A 23,256-nucleotide genomic window follows, 5' to 3' on the forward strand; every position below is an offset into this window, starting at 1 on the left:
TTTCTACTTCTTCTCATAAACTAATGCTCGAGAGCCCTTATTAAGTGTAAAAACAATTATTCCATCAAGATCTATTTCATACTTACCCTTTCCTTTAATCACAATCATTGGAGCCGATATCCCCGATTCAACTCTGATTGTACCCGTATGTTGACTTTCGATCTCCACAGTTTGCGTTATACCATTTTTCCTCTTTGCAGAAACCAGAAAAGCTCCATCAGTCAAAAACCTTTTAAAAGAAATATCTTTCCAGGAAGTAGGTACAGCGGGAAAAATTCTTAATTTTCCATTCCAATATTGTAAGCACAGTTCTTGGATGCTTGTCATTGCTGCTAACGGGGTTTCAATTACTGGTCCCGACTCGGCATAAAGCGTATTCTTTTTAATATAAGATTTTAATAAATTATCAAGAGATGCTAAGGCATCATCTCCCCTTCCCATCATGGCATACATCGATGCGGCACCAGTAAATGAATAACCTTGCAAGAACTGATTTTTACTCTGCCAGTACTTAATTGAACGCTCAATCAAAACTCTATTTTCTTTTTGATCCCAATTAATTTCATAAAAAGGATAGATCATCATTAAATGCGAATAATGTCTATGTGACTCACCATAAGGAACATCCTTAGCTATCAAATAACCGTTTACACCTTGTGGAAAATCGATCAAATTTTCGAGTACATCGAGCCATCGATCATATAGAGGATCTTTCCTATTCTTTTCATCATCTAGCTCGATAAGTGATCTAAGCCCCCATCTCAGAATAGCTAGATCATAATTCGTATCATAAGCATAACCATATTTATATTCTGGCGAATAAGTTTTAACAGCGATATGATATTTTCCTGATTCATTTTTTTCTAATAGATGCAAATAATAATTAACCGCCTCTTTAAGTAAGGGAAATAAGCGGTCATATACCTCTTCCTGCATGCCATAGCGATAGTAAGAATAGTAGCTATGCAATAACCAAAGCAAGTTGCCAAGTTCTTTTTCACCATCAGAAGCATCGGAAATTGAGACTCCCTTCTCTAAGAGAACAGGACTCCAGAGATCGCTCGCAGATGAGCGCCCAATAGCAATGCTATTATAACGATAAGCCACAGGAACATTTTCTCTCAAATTGGAGACATTCTGATCAATCATTTGAATTAAAGAATTCGCGATATCAAGATGGTTTGACGTGAAAACAGGAGAATATGTCAATTGCATATTTAAGTTCATCCAGTAAGCTGGCCAAGGAGTAACGCTCGTCCATGGTCCCTGCAAATCTATTGCTGGCTTATTTGTTCTGGTGGCACTTGCTAATTTATACAACTGCATATCATAAAAACGCTGATAAATTTTATCTGGTAATGACAAAGAAGAAGCACTATAATAATTACGCCACCAATTTTGGTGTTTTTCCAAAGCTATAGTAATATCTTTAGAATCAAAATGATCAACATAATCAATTGTTTCTTTTAGATAGCTCTTGTTAACCTGATTATATCCAACCGAGACAACATAAACATCATTGTCCATACCGAGCATTTTCTTATATACAGTTGCATAGCCACCGCCAGCTAATAACTCTTGCTTATAAAAAGAAAATCCCTTACTAGTGCCTGATTTTCCCTCAGGATTGCGAGTATAATAAGTAGGTTTTTGTGTATAATCAAATTTCATACGGGGACTGATAGCAGAATCCGGACACCAGTCAAAAGAGTAGTTCCCATGGTAGTCCTTTTTAATGACTTCAATGAGTATAATATTATCATCAGACAGTGTTGTCGTTTTAATATGCAACATACCATCCGAAGTCTTAATATTCGTTTGAGAATAAGCTTGCTGAATAAAAATATCACCACCTATACTATCAATGTCCACATTAAGGTTTATAGAAAAATGCCCTAGTGACAGACGAGCTTTATCAAAAAGCTTTTCACGATTTTTTTCACGATGATCATAAATATCCGTTCTACCAATATCTATACGTACAGCTTGTGAAGATTTCAAATAGGTCATCGTTCCTAGTAAACCATTCCCCGTGAATACCCCTTCGTAAATACTTTTACCCAATTGAGGAATATGAAATATTGGTTTGTCTTGACCCTGAGCACGACAAATAACACATAAGATTGAAATAAAAAAAATATATAAATTCCGCATAAATAGGGTTCAATTGGGCTCTAAAATGTACTTTTTTTAGTAGACACACAAGAGAAACTTACGAAATCGTTTGAGAAGAAAATCATGAAAAAAGGGTAATAATGGTTTCAGAAACCATTATTACCCTTTTTTTATGAAAATTTAATAAAGATGATAGATCCAATGATAAAACAACTAGATCAATCCACTTAATACTGTCCTGTACTTAAAAGAACCAATGTACAAGCATTTTCAGTATCAATACCTATTGCACCTGCAAGTGCTACTAATTCCGCATTTTCAGCTCCAGGATTAAAAATAATCCGCTTTGGCTTTGTTTCCAAAATATAATCAAAATAGCTTTTTTGATTTGCTGCGCCAACATACATAGTAATGGTATCAATATCCGTGTGAATAAGCCCCATAGGTTCTATTTCGACACCAGCAACTTCACCCTTCTTAAGCCCAACGTTCACAATATCATGTCCATATTGCTTCAATTTATGGGCTGCTTTATACGAATACCTTTCTGGATTAGTACTCGCTCCTATTATTAGCGTTTTTTTCATAACTACTTATTTTATTAAACATCATCAGCCACATTACCAGCATCATTATATATTCCCTTTCTTAAGATAGGCATCCCTAAAATTTTATACAATTCATCCAATTTAACTAAGCTACCATTAGTCATATTCGATAAAAGTACAATCGTAACGTTATTTTTTAGATCCCTAACATACAAATTGCGAAATCCGTGCCACCATCCAGTATGATAGATTATTAGATCATTATTTCTGTGAAAAGTGCGCCAACCTAATCCGTATCCAAATATTCCATTTTTAGATTTCGCACGATCCACATAAGCAGAATCTAACGTTTCTTTCTTTAATAACCTACCTTCATTTAACGCTAAATCTAATTTATACAGATCCCGAACTGTACTATAAATTCCCTTATCGCCCAGAGGGCCATCTTGAAAATTCTGAACAACAGATCTTCTCCAAACCTTATCGTGACCGATAACATCTGTCGGAATTTTTTCATAAATAGCTTTTGACAATGCAGCTGTATTAGTCATTCCTGCTGGATTAAAGACATTTTCTTTCATCCATTCCGCATAACTTTGATTAGTTACCTTTTCAATAATAGCGCCTAAAACCATGAAATTCGAATTGTTATAAAAGAATTTACCGTCAGGTTTACCATAGCGATTCGGTTTAAACTCAATCAGCATATTCATGACATCTTGATTGGTCATACCCTTCTTTTTTTCCTTCCAATGCTCTTCCGAAAAATAAACATAATTTGGCAATCCAGAACGATGAGACAATAATTGCTTTATTGTAATATCTGGATAGGGAAAATTAGGATAAAAATCATTAATAGTTTGATCCAATTTCAATTTGCCCTCTTCAACCAATTTCAAAATACCAATACCTGTAAGTGGTTTGGAAACAGACGCTAATTCAAATTTCGAATCAATCTTCAAACTATCTTTTAAAAGATAATTTGCCCAACCAAATGAATTCTGATATAAAATCTTTCCATTTTTTGCAATCAGTACATTACCATTAAATCCTACTCTTTTATGCAAATTTTGCATAAAAGCTTCAATTTTAGGATCTGCTTCAGATGGATTGTATATGAGTTTTAAACTGTCAGTCTTAGCCTGTTCAACTAATGCTTTTTTTTGCTTTTCTTCTTTCGAACTACACGATACGGTTGCTATGATAAGAACAGCAACTATGCTTTTTAGTATATATAATTTCACTATTTAACGGATTCTATTTCTTTTCTAATGTATTAATGCTAAAATGCTGATTTTAGTACTAAAAAAAGAAAAAAACAATAAAAAAAGGTCACTTTATATAAAGTGACCTTTTGAATATACTTATTCGAAGTAAGATTACGCTAATAATCTCACTGGATTTTCTAATAATGCTTTTAATGTTTGCAAGAATTGAGCACCAGTAGCACCGTCCACTACACGGTGGTCACAACCTAAAGTCAACTTCATCACATTACCAGGAACAACAGTACCATTCTTAACAACAGGAACTTGTTGAATTGCACCAACAGATAGAATTGCACCATCCGGAGAGTTGATAATTGATGTGAATTCATCAATACCAAACATACCTAAATTAGAAACTGTAAATGTTGAACCTTCCCAGTCAGCTGGAGTTAATTTTTTAGTTTTCGCTTTTTGAGCGAAATCTTTAACTTCTGCAGAAATGTGAGATAATGATTTTCCGTCAGCAAAACGTACAACAGGAACTAATAAGCCATCTTCAACAGCCATTGCAACACCAATATTTGTATGCTCATTAAAACGAATCTTATCACCTTTCCATGAAGAGTTTACGGCAGGATGCTTTTTCAATGCAACTGCAACTGCTTTTACAACGATATCATTGAAAGAAACTTTTACTGGAGCCACTTCATTGATTTGCGTACGAGCAAGCATTGCATTTTCCATGTCGATACTTACCGTTAGGTAAAAATGTGGAGCAGTAAACAAACTTTCACCTAATCGACGTGCAATTGTTTTACGCATTTGAGAAACAGCAACTTCTGTATATCTCTCTTCACCTACAAAAGTAGGTAAAGTGATCGCTTTTGTTTCAGTAGCAACTGGCGCAACAGTTGTTGAAGCAGGAGCAACTTTAGTAGCTGGAACGTAAGATTCAACATCTTTTTTTACAATACGGCCACCATCAGCAGATCCTTTAATCTCATTCAGGTTGATTCCTTTATCTTTAGCAATTTTACGTGCTAATGGAGATGCTTTCACTCGAGAATCATCGGCTACATCAGTAGCTTTATTTTCCGTAGTTACATTAGCCTCTACCTTTGATTCATTTTTTACTTCGGCAGGAGCAGCTTGAGATGTAGGAGCAGCTTTTTGATTTAACAATGGTGTTACATCTGTTCCTGCAGGACCTACAATAGCAATAATATCATTTACTTTAGCAGCTTCACCTGCCTCAAGACCTACATATAACAATGTTCCATCAGCATAAGCTGTAACCTCCATCGTCGCTTTATCCGTCTCTACATCCGCAATAGAATCATCAGATTTGATTGTATCACCAACTTTAAAATTCCATTGCGCAATTACACCTTCTGTCATCGTATCACTTAACAAAGGCATAGTGATAACTGTAACACCTAAAGACTCCGGTGTTACATTAGACTGAGGAGCTGCTTCAGTCCCAGATGAATTAGAACCTTCTACTTCCTTTTTCTCCGTCACTTCTTCAGCCTGAGGAGCGTCATTTAATAATGCTTGAAAATCTTCTCCAGGTTCTCCAAGAATGGCAATAACAGCATCAATAGCAACTGCTTCACCTTCTTTAGGACCAATATATAAAAGTGTTCCTTCTTGGTATGATTCAAAATCCATCGTCGCTTTATCAGTTTCGATTTCAGCAACTAAATCACCAGAATTAACTTTATCACCAACTTGTTTGTGCCATTTTGCGATAACCCCTTCGGTCATGGTATCGCTCATTTTCGGCATTCTAACTACTTCAGCCATTGTATTTTATTTATCTAGTTAAAGTAACTTATATTAATCTAATATAAATGGATAATCCTCTTGAACGTACACATCTTTGTACAATTCATCAGCTGTAGGGAAAGGAGATTCTTCAGCAAATTTCACAGATTCATCTACAATACTTTTCACTTCAGCATCCACTTCAGCAAACCAAGCTTCATCAGCATAATTGTTTTCAACAATAGCATGCTTTGTCGCCAATAATGGATCACGTCCTTTATATTCTTCTAATTCTTCTTTCGTACGATATTTCGCAGGATCGGACATCGAGTGACCTTTGTAACGGTAGGTACGTATTTCCAAGAAAGTAGGTCCTTCCCCAGCACGAGCACGTTGAACAGCTTCATCCATCGCATTGTGTACAGCTACGACATCCATACCATCTACTGGTGCACAAGGCATATCAAAACCTAGGCCCATTTTATAAATATCTTGCATATTGGTTGTACGTTGTACGGAAGTACCCATTGCATAACCATTGTTTTCACAAACAAAAATTACAGGCAATTTCCACAACATGGCCATGTTCAAAGTTTCATTAAAAGCACCTTGACGAACTGCGCCATCACCCATGTAACATACGTTAACATTATTTGTACCCAAATATTTTTCAGCAAAAGCGATACCAGCTCCTAATGGAATCTGACCACCAACAATACCATGGCCACCCATCATCTTATGTTCTTTCGAGAAAAAGTGCATAGATCCACCTTTTCCTTTTGAACAACCTGTTGCTTTTCCAAACATCTCAGCCATACATTCATTCGCTGACACACCTTTTGCTAAAGCATGTGCGTGATCACGGTAGGCTGTAATTAAAGAATCTTCAGGTTTGATAACAGACATTGTACCTGCTACTACTGCCTCTTGTCCAATGTACAAGTGACAGAAACCACGGATTTTTTGTTGTCCATAAAGTTGACCTGTCTTCTCTTCAAACTTACGCATAAGTAGCATAGATCTATACCACTCTAAATATGTCTCTTTTGTTATAGGTGTTGAACTCATTTCAAAGTTTTGAATTTCTTACTAATCTTGACTACAAATCTAATCAATTTGGGTGATATTTTGGTCAGAAAATCAAATTTTCTTCTTGTTTTAGACAGTTCTAAGACATTTGATTTAAACGACATAAGAAGATACCCAAATAAATGACTGGCTTAATTTAGTAAATTAAAAAAAGAACAAACAAAAAAGCCAAAAGACATATTATTCTTTTGGCTTTTTTGTTTTGTAACAAATATGATTTTAGCTCAATTCAACAATCAAACTTGATTCATCTATTTTTCTTTGATCACCTGTTTGCATATCTTTCAATGAAAGCTGGCCTGAAGAAACTTCCTCTTCACCAATTAATAAAACAAATGGAATGCCTTTACTGTCGGCATAACTCATCTGTTTTTTCAATTTCGCAGCTGTTGGATAAAGCTCGACTGCAATGTTCGCCTTACGTAGGCGATTTAGAAGAGGTAATGTAAAGGACTCGGTTTCTTTATCAAAGTTCACAATCAAAAGCTTAGTGTAATCTCCCTTAGCCTCAGGATAAAGATTTAATTCTTCTAGAACGTCATAGATACGATCGGCACCGAAAGACACACCTACACCGGTCAATCCTTTCAAACCAAACATACCTGTCAAATCATCGTAGCGTCCACCACCACCGATGCTCCCCATAGCGACTTCATTCGTTTTTACCTCGAAAATGCAGCCCGTATAATAATTCAACCCACGCGCTAGGGTAATATCAACCTCTACAAATTGGTTTAAAACTTCATTTGAAGAATCCAACTTAGAAATATAATCAAACGATTCTTCTATTTCTGCTATTCCCTTTAATCCTATTTCCGAATTTGATAATACGTGCTTTAAGGCAGACAATTTCTTTAGATTTGATCCCTCTAATAAAATAATTGGACGTAAAATTTCTAAATCCGCTGCTGTAAAACCTCGTTCTAATAGTTCTTTATTTACACCTTCTAAACCGATCTTATCCAATTTATCGATCGCAACTGTCATATCGACAATAAGTTCCGGCTTGCCAATAATCTCAGCAATACCTGAAAGAATCTTACGGTTGTTAATTTTAATCGTAAAATCTTGCAGTCCCAAATTTTTCAATGCTTCATGATAGATTAAAATAAACTCAGCTTCATTCAATAGGCTTTCAGAACCCACTACATCTACATCACACTGATAGAATTCGCGATAACGACCTCTTTGAGGACGATCAGCGCGCCATACAGGTTGAATTTGAAAACGTTTAAAAGGTAAAGAAATATCATTTTGATGCATGACAACATAACGAGCAAACGGTACAGTGAGATCATAACGAAGTGCCTTTTCAGAAATAAGAGAGATTAATTTAGTTGAAGACTTGGATTCAAGTAAATCATTGGGCGCTTTACTCAAATAATCTCCAGAATTCAAAATCTTGAAAATTAACTGATCCCCTTCATCACCATACTTTCCCGTAAGTGTCTGCAAATTTTCAAAAGAAGGAGTTTGAATTTCACTGTAACCATACTTTTTAAAAACACGCTTAAGTGTATTGAAAATATAATTACGTTTAAGCATTTCGGCAGGTGAAAAATCACGTGTGCCTTTTGCTAAAGAAGGTTTTACTGTTGCCATTTGGCAAAGTTAATATTTAAGAAGGATTTATTGGAACTTAGAAGAAAAAAGCTTAGTCAAGCTCTAAAATTTTCAAATACTCACAAGCTTTTTCTGCAGCTGTTTTTTCAGCGCTTTTTTTATTGAAATCTTGTCCTAGGCCACAAACTTCACCTTGTACAACTGCTTCAATAGAAAACATTTTATTCGATTCACCAGGAGGATTATCAATTTGATTGAATACAACCTCTTTACCATTATGCTGGCACCATTCGATCAAACGACTTTTAAAATTAGTTTCCGTTTGTTCCAATAAGTGAATATCTACATGTGGTTTAATAATACGGTTTAATAGAAAATTTTTAGTAAACACATACCCTTTGTCCAAATATACGGCACCGATAAGTGCTTCAAAAGCATCACCTAGCAAAGAGCCTTGTTTATTGGGAAAGCTAATCATTCTCGCGTCAAACTGAATAAGCTCATTTAATCCGAGCTTCCGAGAAAGTTGATTAAGATGTACACGACTGACAATTTTAGATCTCATTTCAGTCAAAAAGCCTTCGTCTTTATAAGGGTATTTTTTAAATAGTAGTTCAGCAACCACTGAACCTAAAATAGCATCTCCCAAAAATTCCAATCTTTCGTTGCTATTTTTGGAACCTTCCTTGATCACAACAGCTACAGACTTATGCCTAAAAGCCATTTGATAAAGTCGTATGTTTCCAGGGACAAAACCTAACAGGTTCTTGAGCTTTCTAACATAAGCTTTGTCAGCAGAAAAATATAATTTATAAATCCTTGAAAAAGGCATCTTAGTCTAAAAAAGGGACAACAGGTATAAAGCACCTGTTGTATCCCAATTATTTTAATAACTTAAATAAAGTAATATTAAGCTTTGTATTTCTTCACAACAATAGTTGCGTTATGACCACCAAAACCAAAAGTATTACTCATTGCAGCATTTACAATACGCTTTTGAGCTTTATTAAATGTGAAATTTAATCTGTTATCCAATTCCGGATCATCTGTAAAATGATTAATAGTAGGTGGTACTATATCATTTTGAACAGCTAAAATAGAAGCAATAGTTTCAATCGCACCAGCAGCACCTAAAAGGTGTCCTGTCATTGATTTTGTCGAACTAATGTTCAATTTATAAGCGTGCTCACCAAATAAATCTACAATAGCTTTAGTTTCACTAATATCCCCTACCGGAGTAGAAGTGCCATGCACATTGATATAGTCAATATCTGTGAAATCTAGTTCCGCATCATTAACCGCCATTGTCATCGCAAGTTTAGCACCTAAGCCCTCTGGATGAGAAGCTGTGATGTGATGTGCATCAGCACTCATACCCCCACCTCCAATTTCAGCATAAATTTTAGCACCACGCGCTAATGCGTGTTCTAAACTTTCTAATATGATCGCACCAGACCCTTCACCAGAAACAAAACCATCACGATCCTTATCAAAAGGACGTGAAGCTGTTTTAGGATCATCATTTCTAGTTGACAATGCATGCATTGCATTAAATCCACCGATTCCAGCTTCATTAATAGTTGCCTCAGATCCACCAGTTACGATTACATCAGCTTTACCCATACGGATATAGTTAAAAGCATCAATCATCGCATTGGTTGCCGAAGCACATGCGGAGACAGCCGAAAAGTTAGGTCCACGAAGTCCGTGACGCATAGAAATATGTCCCGGAGCAATATCGACAAGCATTTTTGGAATGAAGAAAGGATTGAAACGTGGTGTTCCATCCCCTTTTGCGAAATTTACAACTTCATCTGTGAAAGTTGTCAATCCCCCAATTCCTGATCCCCAAATAACTCCGATACGATTTGTATCTAAATTTTCAAAAATTAAACCAGCATCCTTAATTGCTTCATCAGATGATGCAATAGCATACTGTACAAAAGGATCTACTTTGCGAGCTTCCTTGCGATCCATAAATTCATGTGGATCAAACCCCTTCACTTCACAAGCGAATTGGGTTTTAAATTTTGACGCATCAAAATGCGTAATGGGAGCAGCACCGCTTACACCATCTAGTAAACTATTCCAATATTCTGAAACGGTATTACCAATTGGTGTAAGTGCGCCTAATCCTGTTACTACTACTCTTTTAAGCTCCATTTATACGATTTGGCCCAATTAAATTAGTTAGTTAACGTTTTTTTCTAAATAAGTGATTGCTTGTCCCACTGTACCAATAGTTTCAGCTTGGTCATCAGGTATTGCAACGTTGAATTCTTTCTCAAATTCCATGATTAACTCTACAGTATCAAGTGAATCTGCACCTAAATCATTAGTGAAAGAAGCTTCTGGTGTTACCTCGTTTTCGTCTACACCTAATTTTTCAACGATAATTGCCTTTACTCTTGAAGCGATATCTGACATGATTTTATAGTTTAATTGTTTAATAAATCTGTGCAAAGAAAAATAAATTTCATCAAATATAAAAATCCATTTGATTTTTAGATTGTCAAATTATTTCCCAACCCGGTACAGCTACACCCTTAACTCGCTATAAACTAACCGTATTCAAGTATAACAATAATTCCTAATATGTACAAACATAGAGGCAATTAATTGAAATTTTACATTAAATTCACAGCATTTGCATCATTTTTTTGTATTTTCGTCAAGAACACAAGCTTAAATTTTCACTTTGAATAACAAAACGATACTAAAATGGGACCTAGAATTTGATGCCGAATTAGACTTCGTCCTTATTGCCATTTCATCTCCTTTAAAAGATTACCGTCTCTGCCATTTTATTAATAAGCTAACGCTCCTAAATTTTGTCAGAGGAAAAGAAGATAAATTTGACCATAATCAAAAGTTAAAGCAAAAAACTTCTGAAGAATTAGAGTATCATATTGTTTTTGACAATGCTAAAAAATCGAAGCAGCACTTTACTACCTTCTGGTATATAAATACCAAATTTCAAACAGAATATTATTTAATTAACAATAAAAGTATCGAAGGTAATTTATTAATACCTGAGCATCCTAATTTCGATTATTTTATAATAATCAAAAATTATATTGATGATGATGACCTGGATCGTATAGTAAAAAATATAAACAAAATACCCGAAGTCGTGTTTGTAAAAGAAATATCACCAAAAATATTGAAATCCAAAGAAAATCTGATATTTTAGCAAACTATTTAATAGTGTACAAGATACACCCCTTAAATCTAAATTATCCTCGTTAGTAAAACGAGTTTTATAATTTCACAAAAAAAATGAAGTTATATAAAAATAAAAATACATAGTAATAAAAAAATTAGAATGGAAAAAGTTCAAAAAAGGACTAAAATTGTTGCAACACTAGGTCCTGCATCTGCTGATAAACAAGTGCTAACAAATATGATTGCTAAAGGTGTAGACGTATGTCGTTTAAACTTTTCACACGGTAGTCAAGAAGATCATTTGAAAGTAATTGAAACCATCAATGCGATCAATGAAGAAACTAATTTTAATGTCGCTATTTTAGCCGATCTACAAGGTCCTAAGATCCGTATCGGAAAAATGAAAGAAGGTGGCGCTATATTAGTAAATGGCTCACAAGTTGAAATTACTACACATGAATTAATCGGTGATGAAGAGAGAATTTACATCACTTATGAAAATTTCCCAAATGATGTTGCTGCTAATGAAATCATCTTATTAGATGATGGCAAATTGCAATTGCGTGTTTTAAACACCAACTATAAAGATACTGTTACTTGTGAGGTTGTACATGGAGGTGTATTAACTTCTCGTAAAGGTGTTAATTTACCAAACACAAAAGTTTCAATTCCTTCTTTAACAGAAGAAGATCTAGATAATTTAAATTTTGCACTTGACCATGGTGCAGATTGGATTGCAATGTCATTTGTACGTTCAGCAGAAGATATTTACCAATGTAAAAAAATCATTGCTGAAAAAGGAAGCCACGCACAAGTAATCGCAAAAATCGAAAAACCCGAGGCTATCGAAAATATTGATGCTATCATCGAAGCAACTGATGCAATTATGGTTGCACGTGGTGATCTAGGTGTTGAAATGCCAATGGAAGAAGTACCAGGTTTACAAAAAATCATCGTTCAAAAATGTCGTGATTTATCAAAACCGGTTATCATTGCAACTCAAATGTTAGAAAGTATGATCACAACTCCACGTGCTACACGTGCGGAAGTTAATGATGTTGCTAACTCGGTTATTGATGGAGCTGATGCAGTGATGTTAAGCGGAGAAACATCTGTAGGTGAATTTCCTGAAATCGTTATCGAAACAATGAGTAAAATCATTATCCACGTGGAACAAACATCATATCCATATTATAATGAGAAAGTTAGTGAGATTAGCGATGGAACTAAAATTCCAGATGCAATTTGTGCGTCTTCGGTATATTTAGCAAAGAAAACAGATGCTGCCGCAATTGCTGTTTTAACATCTTCTGGTGCTACTGCATTTGAAATCGCAAGTTACAGACCGAACGCTGATATCATGGTTTTTACAGGAACTAAAAAATTGTTACGTCAATTAAGTTTATTATGGGGTGTTAAAACCTTTATTTATGACAAATTTGACAGTACAGACGGTTCTATTCATGATGTCAATAAATTTATTGTTAAGAATAACTATATCGCTCCGGGTTCGATTGTGATTAACACTGCATCGACACCGTTAATCGAAAAAGGAAAAACGAACACAATTCGTGTTTCCCAATTGTAATCAGCATAATATTAAAAAAATAGAAAAGCGCTTTTCCAAGAATAAATTGGAGAGCGCTTTTTTTGTTGCAATATATATTTAGAAGTTATTGTTAAAAATGACATAGTTCCCATATACAAAACATTTAAAGCATTTAATAAAAAAAAATAACCTGATTTAAGCCGATATTTACTACAGAATCAATTAGCTAAATTGTCTCTACCATATTCCTAAATTAGTAAATATGTACCTTCGCAATCGTTTATTCTTGTACATATTATTTTTTATTAGAGTAGTAAAGATGTTACACAGCAGGACAAAGAGCATACCCCTGAAGAGAATATAGAAATTAGCACATTTTACTTTCGCGTCTCAAACAATCCGTCATTGATAAAAGAACTAACACCATTAAAAGATGGCGAAACCTACTAAGCAACCTTACCCAAATACAGCATACCCAAATTAATAGCAACCTTTTCAACTACCGCTGAAAAGGAGCTTGTTGATGGACCACAACAACAAGTGAGATTACTGTCAAGGATTTTAAAAATAAAGTAAAGTTCAGCTTTAAGCTATGAAAATCGGTAAAGATTTAGAGGTACCTTTTTAACAATACTATTATTCCAGTAGGTTTTTTTAACCTTAAATGATGCCTATCAAGGTAGCTATGTTCTTACCCAGCAAATCGAAATTAATGAAAACAGGGTTGATATCGGGAATGATGGACACCTACTTGAACTAGACACTTATTGATAATTTTGGCAATTAAACAACCTTCTTCATTCCGGATTGGCCACCAAGTATTATTTAACTCTAGAATGAGCCAAAAGAAAATCTAAATCATCTATAAATCCACCATTTTCTAATTTATACCTAACCTACAGTTAGGTATAAATTAGAATGCCAAAACAAGTACAAAATAAATGCTCAAAATCATTAGATAAAATTTATAATAAAAAATACCAAGGCAAGGAATTTTAAAAAATAAATCATTATATTTCATAATATTTACAGCCAATTAAATAATATAGAAAAAAATGCTACCAACTCTTAACCACAACATTGATTTTACAAAGGCTAGCTTTAAGGAATTTGAAAATATTCCAAACCATGACATGGTCCAATCAGCTACTGCTTTTCAGGAATTTACTGATTACATGAGCGAAAATGATCATATGAATTTTCGGTTCGTTACCAAAGGGTGTGGACCAGTCGTTCAAGTGAAAACCTCCTTCATGAAAAATTCAAAGGAATGTATCAGTTTAGTCTCAAATGACTACCTAAATTTCACCCAGCATCCGAAAGTGAAGCAAGCAGCAATTGAAGGTATAATGAAATATGGAACAGGGGCAGGTGCATCTCCTCTTATTGGAGGCCATCATGAATATCATGTTCAACTTGAAGATAAACTATCTGATTTTTTCAATAGACCAACAGGCTCCTCAATTGTCTATACAACAGGATATACAGCAAATACAGCAACGCTACAATCATTACTAAAAGAAGAAGATTGTGCTATTGTTGATATGGAAGTACACGCTAGTGTTTACGAAGGTTTAAATAGCACAAACACAAAACGTTTTCCTCATAATAGTATGATTCATTTGGAAAGAGCTTTGGTTGATGCTCAAAAAAAATTCAGGACAAAACTGGTCATCATTGATGGTGTTTACTCACAAAATGGAGATCTTGCGAAAATGGATGAAATATATGATCTCTGTGAAAAATATGGTGCTTATTTAATGGTAGATGATGCACATGGCATCGGTGTAATAGGTGAAAAAGGACGAGGATGCATTGAAGTTTATAATTTATTAAATAAAGTTCACATCATTTCTGGCACTTTAAGCAAAGCATTTGGACATATTGGCGGTTTTATTGTGTCAACTCCAGAAATTATAAATTATTTACGCTATCAAGCTAGGCAACAAGTATTTTCTTCAACATCATCACCCGCCGCCAATGGCTTAATTAAAGCGATCGCACTCATTGATGAAGAACCACAATGGAGAACCAAATTAGCAGAAAATATTGCTTATTTTAAAAACGGACTTCTTTCACTGAACTTAAATATAGGCAGAACACAGTCTCCAATAATTCCTGTGAAGATTGGGGATCCACACAAAACTGCGCAAGTAGCACGAATGCTACTAGAGGCCGGTGTATATGCAAATTGCATTGTTTATCCTGGTGTTTCTAAAAAAGATGCACGCATCAGAACCAGCTTAATGGCTACACATAGCAAGGAGCATTTAGACCATGTTTTAAATGCTTTTGAACATATTGGCAAAAAAATTGATCTTACTAAGACAAGATAAAAGCATCTAATTGAAAGAAAGCAATATATTTAATTAACTTTGATCCTAAAGTTTAACTAAATATATTACGGCAGTGTCTAACTAAATATATTACTTCAATGGCCAGAAAAACGTATCAAGGAGAAAAGAACGATAAAAGTAGAACGATGACCAAACTTATCCAAGCAGTGGGTGCAGTTTTGGAAAAAAAAGGATATACAGGACTTTCAATCGCGAATATTGCCAGTACTGCTGGAGTAGACAGAAAATTAATCTCAGTATACTTTGGAAGTGTTGATAATCTTATCGAAACATATATAAAAGGTAAGGACTACTGGGTAGAAGCAACCATTGCTGCTGAGGAAACACTTGCAAAAGCCTCAGGTACTAGCTCTCGCCTTTTCCTTGAAAACTTATTACTGGAGCAAATTGATCAATTCACATTGAATGAAGAAATGCAAAAAGTAGTACTTTGGCAAATCAGTGAAAAATCTGATATTATGTCCCATGTTACGCAGACTAGAGAGAAGATGAGTGCCCTATTTTTCCCATATTCGGATAAAGAACTCGCTGGAAAAGATGTTGATCTTAGAGCCGTCTCTAGTTTACTAGTAGCTGGTATATATTATCTTGTGTTGCATACAAAAACAACAGATAGTACCTTTTGTGAGATAAACTTAACAACAGAAGAAGGAATAAATCGAATTAAAGATGCTGTTAAATTCATTTTAAAACAGACTTACGGGGTAAAGTAACGTCAATAGCTTAGTTGTAATTGACCTATTTTTATTTTCTAAATGTTAATTAAAACACAGTTTTTACATCTAATAAGGAATATCGTAAAACTTAGGATTCAATTTGCCACCATAACGATGATAAATATTATGGCTTGCAAAGAACAATAGCATTTAAAAGGTTGTATAATAAATAAACCTCTTGTACAGCAAAATATGATAAGTACAATTACTGAGCACTATTAAATTTTAGATGCTGATTCTCAAGATTTACTGAAATTCCTTTACTTCAAAATCTAGGCAATAGCCAATATATAGCAATTAGCGACTAATTAATTGTTGTTATTTGCCCATTGCCTTGTATGAACCTATATTTTTAACTAAAAACCAAGTAAAATAAAGCTCCGTCAAAATTTAAGCAACACCCATAAAATATGGTTTAATTATCTTCATTTAGCTTTATATCCATTACGTTTGAGTGGAGAGTCATGACGATGCATCAGGCTATCGGGTAAAAACTCTAATTTATATAAAGGTTGAACAGGCTTATTCTCAAGTTTAGAATTGCCACTGTCTCCTAAAGGGATAGCATTCTTAAAAGAATTTGGTATCGGAGCTGCATCGTCAATGTCAGTTTTTTTGTGTTGCATATGATAATGAACATTTGGATCTGTCGGAATCTTTAACACCGGAGTATTAGACTTGTAGCGACTTCCTCTCATATTCAAATCTGCACCCTCCCTATCTATTGGCAGACTATTCGATTTTACTACATTAAAACGTTCATCCGAATTGGGCTCCAATTTTAAATCAAAATTTTTCGATCCGTATTTATTACCCTCTGTACCAAACTTAGCACTTGATGTATCTCTGGATACACTATATGCATGTGTTGCAAAAAATGAAATACAGAAACAAACTAAACTTAATATCTTTTTCATATCGAGTATTTTTATAAAATATTTATCTAAAATAAAGCTTAATCCTTCATAATGAAACATTAAGCTTGTTAAACATTGTTAAAAGCAATTAAATCAAATAAAGCATCCCTATATTTGTAACAAATGAAGAAAAGTAGCATAGTTTTAATTATTAGCTTGATGACCCTAGCATTACTGGGAGTGGCAGCTATGCAATTTTATTTTATCAGAGAATCCTATCGTCAAAAATCACAATTGTTTGACGAATCGGTCAATGCTTCCTTAACGGCAGTCGCAGGTAAAATAGAACGTCGGGAGGTAATTGATTTTGCAAAAGTGCAACAGCAAACCAATATCAAAAAATATCAATTTGAGCAGGAGAAGCAAAGGCATCTTGCTGAACAATTGAAAATGCAAAGAGATCTGGAAAACTTAAGAGCTGATCAATATGCCATAAAAGAAAAATTTAAAGAAGCTGAAGATCAACTAAAAGAAACATTTCCTAGTGTTGTATCTATTGAAAATTCATTTTATGAGACTTACATCAATAGAAAAAGTAAAGAAAATGTATTAAGCATTGACGTCATCAAATACAACAGTCCTGATCATGTCATAAAAGAATATGTAGAAATTGGAGCAACCAAATTTCTACCAAAAGAAAATGCAAAAGATGATAGTGCAAGATTCGTTATACCAACAATAGATCCTATCTTAAAGCAAGCAATTGAGTATAAAATTGCGACTTTACCTCCAAGATTCAATAAACAGATTGCTAAGAAAATAGTAGATCTTGAAAATAAGTTGGAAAATATGAGCGGTCAGAATTTGATTGGAACTGGTAAAAATGTATTTGATACTATCGCAGCTATTGGCGGGAAAAGAAGCGGTCTTATTGAAGATGTTGCTATTGGAATGGAGCTATCCAAACGCCCATTTAGAGAGCGCTTAAATATTAATCTCATTCAAAACTTATTAAAAGAGGAACTTGCAGAAAGAGATATCAATTATCCTTTTAATATTGAAGTTCGCGATAGCAGTAATATCGTTTTCAGTGTACAAACCATCGATAATATTATTAAACCAAATAAAATAACTCGTTATTCAACAGCTCTATTTAAAGGAGATATTGGTTCTCCTCCAGGAAGATTAAGCGTTTATTTTCCTAGAAAAAGTACTATCATTGTTGATAATATGAGTTATCTATTGCTCCCTACAATAGCTTTGCTTTTCCTATTAATTGGCTGTTTTGCATATACCCTATTAATCATATTCAAACAGAAAAAAGTTTCAGAGATGAAAACTGATTTTATCAACAATATGACGCACGAATTTAAAACACCTGTTGCTACAATTATGATAGCTAGTGAATCCTTGCGAGATCCAGAGATCATATCTGATGAGCGTAGAGTAAAGCGTCTTGCAAATATTATATATGATGAAAATGTGAGATTAGGTAACCATATCGAACGAGTATTAGATATTGCCCGTCTGGAAAAAGAAACATTAAAGTTAGAAAAAACACCTATTCACATTAATGATCTGCTTTCAGCAGTATTAGACAGCATGCAACTTCAAATACAAAAAGTAGGTGGCAAATTTGAACATCACTTTGATGCACAAAATGATATTGTAGTAGGAGATGAACTTCATTTGTCAAATGTATTTTTCAACTTGGTAGATAATGCTATAAAATACAGTAAAGATAATCCACACATAATTGTGAAAACCAAAAATACAAAAGAAAGTATTCAAATTACAATTATTGATAATGGGATTGGAATGGCAAAAGATCATTTATTAAAAATATTTGATCAATTTTATCGCATTCCTACAGGAAATGTCCACAACGTAAAAGGTTTTGGATTGGGACTATCATATGTTTATGATATTATTAAAAGAATGAATGGTAAAATTCAAGTAAAAAGCGATAAAGATAAGGGAACGCAGTTTGACATTCTATTACCCATAAAAAATTAAATTTAAAACGATATTAATTTCGTATATTATCATCAATATTCGAACAAAACCATAAGAATATGCAGAAGATACTATTAGCAGAAGACGATCCAAACTTAGGAGATTTATTAAAAGATTATTTAGAGCTTAAAGGGAAATTTGATGTCACCTTATGTACAGATGGTGAAGAAGCTGTCAATCAATTTCGCAAGAGCAGTTATGATCTTTGCATTTTAGACGTCATGATGCCCAAGAAAGATGGCTTTACAGTAGGCCGAGAAATCAGGAAAATAAATACAACAACCCCCATCATATTTGCTACTGCAAAAGGTATGATGGAAGATAAAACAGAAGCATTTGAACTTGGTGGCGATGATTATATCACAAAACCATTTCGAGTGGAAGAATTACTCCTTCGCATAAATGCATTGCTTAAGCGTGTTGTAAGAGAGAAAGATGATCAGGTTGTAAGCGATAAATTTGAGATTGGAGAGTACTTCTTCGATTATACAAGTCAACAAATTGCGCATAAAGGTGTGCAACAAAAACTATCAACGAAAGAAGCGGAATTATTACGTCTACTTTGTCTAAAAAAGAATGATGTACTGACTCGAGAAGAAGCCCTTTTAAAAATTTGGCATGATGACAATTACTTTACAGGCCGGAGTATGGACGTTTTCTTAAGCAAATTGAGAAAATACCTACGAGATGATCCCAAAGTTGAAATTGTCAATGTACATGGAAAAGGCTATAAATTATTGGTTAGCTAATACACAATTACTAGAATAATAAAGAGATGTTAAAAACATCTCTTTTTGTTTATCTTGCAACAATGAAACTATCGATTCCATTTTTTTTAATCCTTTCAATCTTTTGCTCTTCTACATCGCTTTATGCGCAAAAAGATACTTTACAAAATGATAATCAAGATTTTGAAACCAATGCTAAGCCAATAAATTATAAGCAATTAATAGTTCCTGCGGCTTTAATGACTTACGGAGTAATCTCATTAAATAGCCCATACCTCAAACATAAGGATCAACAAATAAACAATTCAATTAATAATGATCCGTCCAAAACCTTTAAACTTGATAATGTTAGTGTTTTCATTCCTTCTGCAGCGGTCTTTGGGCTTGACTTACTCGGAATACCAAGTAAGCACAATTTAAAACAACGCTTAGTGGTAAGTTCGATTGCCCATGCAATCACCTTATCAGCAGTATATACCATAAAAAAAACGACACCTACTTGGAGACCCGATCGCGCAGATCAAGAATCTTTTCCTTCAGGACATACTGCTGTACCTTTTACCGGTGCAGAAATTCTATGGCAAGAATATAAAGATCAATCCATTTGGTATGGTATTGCAGGCTATACAATTGCGGCGGGAACAGGTTACCTGAGAATGTATAATCATAAACATTGGTTTTCTGACGTCGCCATGGGAGCTGGTATTGGTATTATGGGAACAAAAATTGCATACTGGCTCTTACCATTATTTGATAAACACTTGCAATCAAAAAAAACAAGTTACCTAACGATGGCAATACCATTTTACAATGGAAAACAAATTGGTTTGTCTGCTAATTTCCAATTTTAAACCTTGGTTTATTATCATTTTTATATAAAAGTTACAAAATATTTGTTTTTATAAAACTAATTCCGATATTTACAGCGCTTATAGAGAAAGGCAGAGGGAATAGACCCAATGAAGCCTTAGCAACCTGTCGATTGACAAGGTGCTACATTCTACCCCATCAAAAAGTGGGAATGATAAGCTAGACACAAAATATATCTTGTGCCCTCCTCTCTAAAAGCAATCAAAAAATTTAGTAAATAGATTCAAGAATTTTTGATCGTTTTTTATTTCGAATAAAAAAATCCTTCTAATTTCTTGCTTCGTTAAGGTTGAACAAATAAAATAATTTTATATTTATGTTACTAACGAACAACTTAGGTTACCCACGTGTAGGTGCCTTCCGCGAGTTGAAAAAGGCCAATGAAGCATATTGGGCTAAAAAAATCAGCGCGCAAGAATTATTGCAGGCTGGACTGAAAATCCGTGAAGGCAACTGGAAAACTCAAAAAGATGCTGGCATCGATTTGATTCCTTCCAATGATTTTTCATTTTATGACCAAGTTTTAGACTTGACATTAACTGTAGGTGCAATCCCTGCACAATATCAATCACTTTTAAATAACGAAGATAAAGGATACAATTTGGACCTTTACTTTGCAATGGCGCGTGGTTTCCAGCAAGATGGCGTTGACGTAACGGCAATGGAAATGACAAAATGGTTTGATACCAACTACCATTACATCGTACCTGAATTCGTGAAAAATCAAGAATTCAAATTGACTTCAGAGAAATTCTTAAATGAATATAATGAAGCAAAATCTTTAGGTATTGAAACGAAGCCTGTGTTAATTGGCCCGATCTCATACTTATTATTAGGTAAAGAAAAAGAATCTGGTTTCAACCGTATCGATTTAATCGATAAGTTGGTTCCTGTATATGAAGAAATCTTAACTAAATTGGCTACCGCTGGTGCAAAATATGTACAAATTGATGAGCCATTTTTAGCTTTAGATATTGATGATGCAACACGTGCTCTATACACTCGTGTATTTACTAAATTAGCTGCTGCTGCTAAAGACATCAAAATTATTGTAACGACTTATTTCGAGGCTTTACGTGACAACGAAGAAACAGCTCTAAACTTACCAGTTTACGCAGTTCATGTTGATTTAGTAAGAGGTGAAAACCAACTCGACACTATATTAGCCAAAGTTCCGGCTTCATTAACACTTTCTTTGGGTGTAGTTGAAGGTCGCAACATTTGGAAAAATGATTACGTAAAATCTTTAGCACAAATCAAAAAAGCTGTTGATGCTTTAGGCAAAGACCGTGTATTAGTAGGACCTTCGAGTTCATTATTACACGTACCTTTCGATTTAGACAATGAAGATAATGAAGAGTCATTGCCTAAAGAAGTTAAAAATTGGTTGGCATTTGCTAAGCAAAAATTAGCAGAGGTAAAAGATTTAGCGATCTTAGCTGAAGGCGAAGTAGATGCAAAAACCGCTGAGCGTTTCGAAGCCAATAAGGCTGCTGCGGAAGACCGTCGTACATCTTCGTTAATCCACAAGCCTGAAGTTAAAGAACGTACAGCAAATATCACTGATGATGATGCTAAACGTACATCTACTTTCTTAGCTCGTAAAGAAGCACAACAAGCGAAATTTAATCTTCCAGCATTTCCAACAACGACAATTGGTTCATTCCCACAAACTAAAGATGTTCGTAAATGGAGAGCTGATTTGAAAAAAGGCGCAATTTCTCAAGAACAATACGATAAAGAAATCGCAGAAGAGACAGAAAGAACAATCCGTCTTCAGGAGCAATTGGATATCGATGTATTAGTTCATGGTGAATTCGAACGTAATGACATGGTTGAGTACTTCGGAGAGCAATTAGCAGGTTATGCCTTCACTAAAAACGGATGGGTTCAGTCATATGGTTCACGTTGTGTAAAACCTCCAGTTATTTATGGTGATGTTTACCGTCCTGCTGATATGACCGTACGTTGGTCTTCATACGCTCAAACCCTGACAAACCGTCCAGTAAAAGGAATGTTAACGGGGCCGGTTACGATCTTACAATGGTCATTCGTACGTAACGATCAACCACGCTCTACAACAACTTACCAAATTGCATTAGCGATTTTAGATGAAGTACAAGCTTTAGAAAAAGCAGGTATTAAAATTATCCAAATCGATGAACCTGCAATTCGTGAAGGTCTGCCATTACGTAAAGCTGATCACCAACAATATTTAGATTGGGCTGTACGTTCATTCCGAGTTTCATCTTCGAATGTAGATGACGATACACAGATTCACACCCATATGTGTTACTCTGAGTTCAACGATATCATTGAAGATATTGCTGCAATGGATGCTGATGTAATTACTATCGAGACTTCACGTTCGCAAATGGAATTATTAGATGCATTTGCTGCAGATTTTAAATATCCAAACGATATTGGACCAGGTGTATATGACATTCACTCTCCTCGTGTTCCGAGTACAGAAGAGATGGTTGAATTATTACGTAAAGCAAAAGCGGTAGTTCCAGCTGAACAACTTTGGGTAAATCCTGACTGTGGTTTAAAAACACGTGCTTGGCCAGAGACTAAAGCTGCCTTAGAAGCTATGGTTGAAGCTGCTAAAATCTTGCGAGCTGAATAAGTTTAGATTTTTAGAATTATAAATATAAAAGATCCTGAAGTTAAATCACTTCAGGATCTTTTTTTTGTAAAAAAATAAT

At 34.5% G+C, this 23,256-nt stretch carries 18 protein-coding genes and 1 riboswitch; of the genes, 8 read left to right on the top strand and 10 right to left on the bottom strand.

Annotated elements, in window-relative coordinates; translation table 11 throughout:
* Positions 1–3: 3 nt before the first annotated feature.
* The 9 genes from M2265_RS14475 to M2265_RS14515 all read right to left on the bottom strand — a co-directional run bounded on the left by M2265_RS14475 (position 4) and on the right by M2265_RS14515 (position 10,717).
* Entirely contained in the window at positions 4–2,154 is a 2,151-nt protein-coding gene (locus tag M2265_RS14475; protein WP_132771548.1) for a glycosyl hydrolase family 95 catalytic domain-containing protein, read from the bottom strand.
* A gap of 188 nt (positions 2,155–2,342) precedes the next feature.
* Positions 2,343–2,702 (bottom strand): CoA-binding protein, encoded by a 360-nt coding sequence (locus M2265_RS14480; RefSeq protein WP_132771549.1) that lies wholly within the window; start codon positions 2,700–2,702, stop codon positions 2,343–2,345.
* A 14-nt stretch (positions 2,703–2,716) separates the two neighbouring features.
* Positions 2,717–3,907: a serine hydrolase domain-containing protein gene (locus M2265_RS14485; protein ID WP_132771550.1), complete on the bottom strand. Its 1,191-nt coding sequence runs from the start codon at positions 3,905–3,907 to the stop codon at positions 2,717–2,719.
* A gap of 135 nt (positions 3,908–4,042) precedes the next feature.
* Positions 4,043–5,677 carry a pyruvate dehydrogenase complex dihydrolipoamide acetyltransferase gene (locus M2265_RS14490; RefSeq protein ID WP_132771551.1) on the bottom strand — a complete coding sequence of 545 codons (1,635 nt, stop codon included), beginning with the start codon at positions 5,675–5,677 and terminating at the stop codon, positions 4,043–4,045.
* A 33-nt stretch (positions 5,678–5,710) separates the two neighbouring features.
* Positions 5,711–6,706: a pyruvate dehydrogenase (acetyl-transferring) E1 component subunit alpha gene (gene pdhA, locus M2265_RS14495; RefSeq protein ID WP_045753966.1), complete on the bottom strand. Its 996-nt coding sequence runs from the start codon at positions 6,704–6,706 to the stop codon at positions 5,711–5,713.
* A 240-nt stretch (positions 6,707–6,946) separates the two neighbouring features.
* Entirely contained in the window at positions 6,947–8,329 is a 1,383-nt protein-coding gene (gene hisS / locus M2265_RS14500; protein ID WP_132771552.1) for a histidine--tRNA ligase, read from the bottom strand.
* Between the two features lie 52 nt (positions 8,330–8,381).
* Positions 8,382–9,122, bottom strand: a complete 741-nt coding sequence (gene rnc / locus M2265_RS14505; RefSeq protein WP_132771553.1) for a ribonuclease III — start codon at positions 9,120–9,122, stop codon at positions 8,382–8,384.
* 77 nt (positions 9,123–9,199) lie between these two features.
* A complete protein-coding gene (fabF, locus tag M2265_RS14510; RefSeq protein ID WP_021192393.1) occupies positions 9,200–10,453 on the bottom strand; it encodes a beta-ketoacyl-ACP synthase II in 1,254 nt (417 codons plus the stop codon).
* A 27-nt stretch (positions 10,454–10,480) separates the two neighbouring features.
* On the bottom strand, positions 10,481–10,717 hold the full coding sequence (locus M2265_RS14515; RefSeq protein ID WP_021192392.1) for an acyl carrier protein: 237 nt from the start codon (positions 10,715–10,717) through the stop codon (positions 10,481–10,483).
* 271 nt (positions 10,718–10,988) lie between these two features.
* On the opposite strand from M2265_RS14515, the gene M2265_RS14520 reads away from it, so the two are divergent.
* The 4 genes from M2265_RS14520 (at position 10,989) to M2265_RS14535 (ending at position 16,074) form a co-directional block, all read left to right on the top strand.
* On the top strand, positions 10,989–11,483 hold the full coding sequence (locus tag M2265_RS14520) for an IPExxxVDY family protein (protein ID WP_132771554.1): 495 nt from the start codon (positions 10,989–10,991) through the stop codon (positions 11,481–11,483).
* Positions 11,484–11,615: 132 nt separating this feature from the next.
* On the top strand, positions 11,616–13,043 hold the full coding sequence (pyk, locus tag M2265_RS14525; protein WP_132771555.1) for a pyruvate kinase: 1,428 nt from the start codon (positions 11,616–11,618) through the stop codon (positions 13,041–13,043).
* 1,016 nt (positions 13,044–14,059) lie between these two features.
* Positions 14,060–15,340 carry an aminotransferase class I/II-fold pyridoxal phosphate-dependent enzyme gene (locus tag M2265_RS14530; protein WP_132771556.1) on the top strand — a complete coding sequence of 427 codons (1,281 nt, stop codon included), beginning with the start codon at positions 14,060–14,062 and terminating at the stop codon, positions 15,338–15,340.
* 98 nt (positions 15,341–15,438) lie between these two features.
* A complete protein-coding gene (locus tag M2265_RS14535; RefSeq protein WP_132771557.1) occupies positions 15,439–16,074 on the top strand; it encodes a TetR/AcrR family transcriptional regulator in 636 nt (211 codons plus the stop codon).
* Positions 16,075–16,502: 428 nt separating this feature from the next.
* Here the strand turns inward: M2265_RS14535 and M2265_RS14540 are convergent, their stop codons facing one another.
* Positions 16,503–16,994: a hypothetical protein gene (locus tag M2265_RS14540; RefSeq protein WP_132771558.1), complete on the bottom strand. Its 492-nt coding sequence runs from the start codon at positions 16,992–16,994 to the stop codon at positions 16,503–16,505.
* A 123-nt stretch (positions 16,995–17,117) separates the two neighbouring features.
* Here M2265_RS14540 and M2265_RS14545 point away from each other — a divergent pair, with 123 nt between their 5' ends.
* The 4 genes from M2265_RS14545 (at position 17,118) to metE (ending at position 23,177) form a co-directional block, all read left to right on the top strand.
* Positions 17,118–18,950 carry a sensor histidine kinase gene (locus M2265_RS14545; protein WP_132771559.1) on the top strand — a complete coding sequence of 611 codons (1,833 nt, stop codon included), beginning with the start codon at positions 17,118–17,120 and terminating at the stop codon, positions 18,948–18,950.
* 59 nt (positions 18,951–19,009) lie between these two features.
* Complete coding sequence (locus M2265_RS14550; protein WP_021192386.1) at positions 19,010–19,699, top strand: response regulator transcription factor; 690 nt, start codon at positions 19,010–19,012, stop codon at positions 19,697–19,699.
* Positions 19,700–19,725: 26 nt separating this feature from the next.
* The gene (locus M2265_RS14555; protein WP_243655457.1) at positions 19,726–20,529 is read left to right on the top strand and encodes a phosphatase PAP2 family protein; all 804 of its coding nucleotides are present in this window, start codon (positions 19,726–19,728) and stop codon (positions 20,527–20,529) included.
* A 75-nt stretch (positions 20,530–20,604) separates the two neighbouring features.
* Positions 20,605–20,709: riboswitch (SAM riboswitch) on the top strand.
* A 155-nt stretch (positions 20,710–20,864) separates the two neighbouring features.
* On the top strand, positions 20,865–23,177 hold the full coding sequence (metE, locus tag M2265_RS14560) for a 5-methyltetrahydropteroyltriglutamate--homocysteine S-methyltransferase (protein WP_132771560.1): 2,313 nt from the start codon (positions 20,865–20,867) through the stop codon (positions 23,175–23,177).
* Positions 23,178–23,256: the final 79 nt, after the last annotated feature.

Origin of the sequence: Sphingobacterium kitahiroshimense, from assembly GCF_025961315.1 — a bacterium.
Taxonomy (GTDB): domain Bacteria; phylum Bacteroidota; class Bacteroidia; order Sphingobacteriales; family Sphingobacteriaceae; genus Sphingobacterium; species Sphingobacterium anhuiense.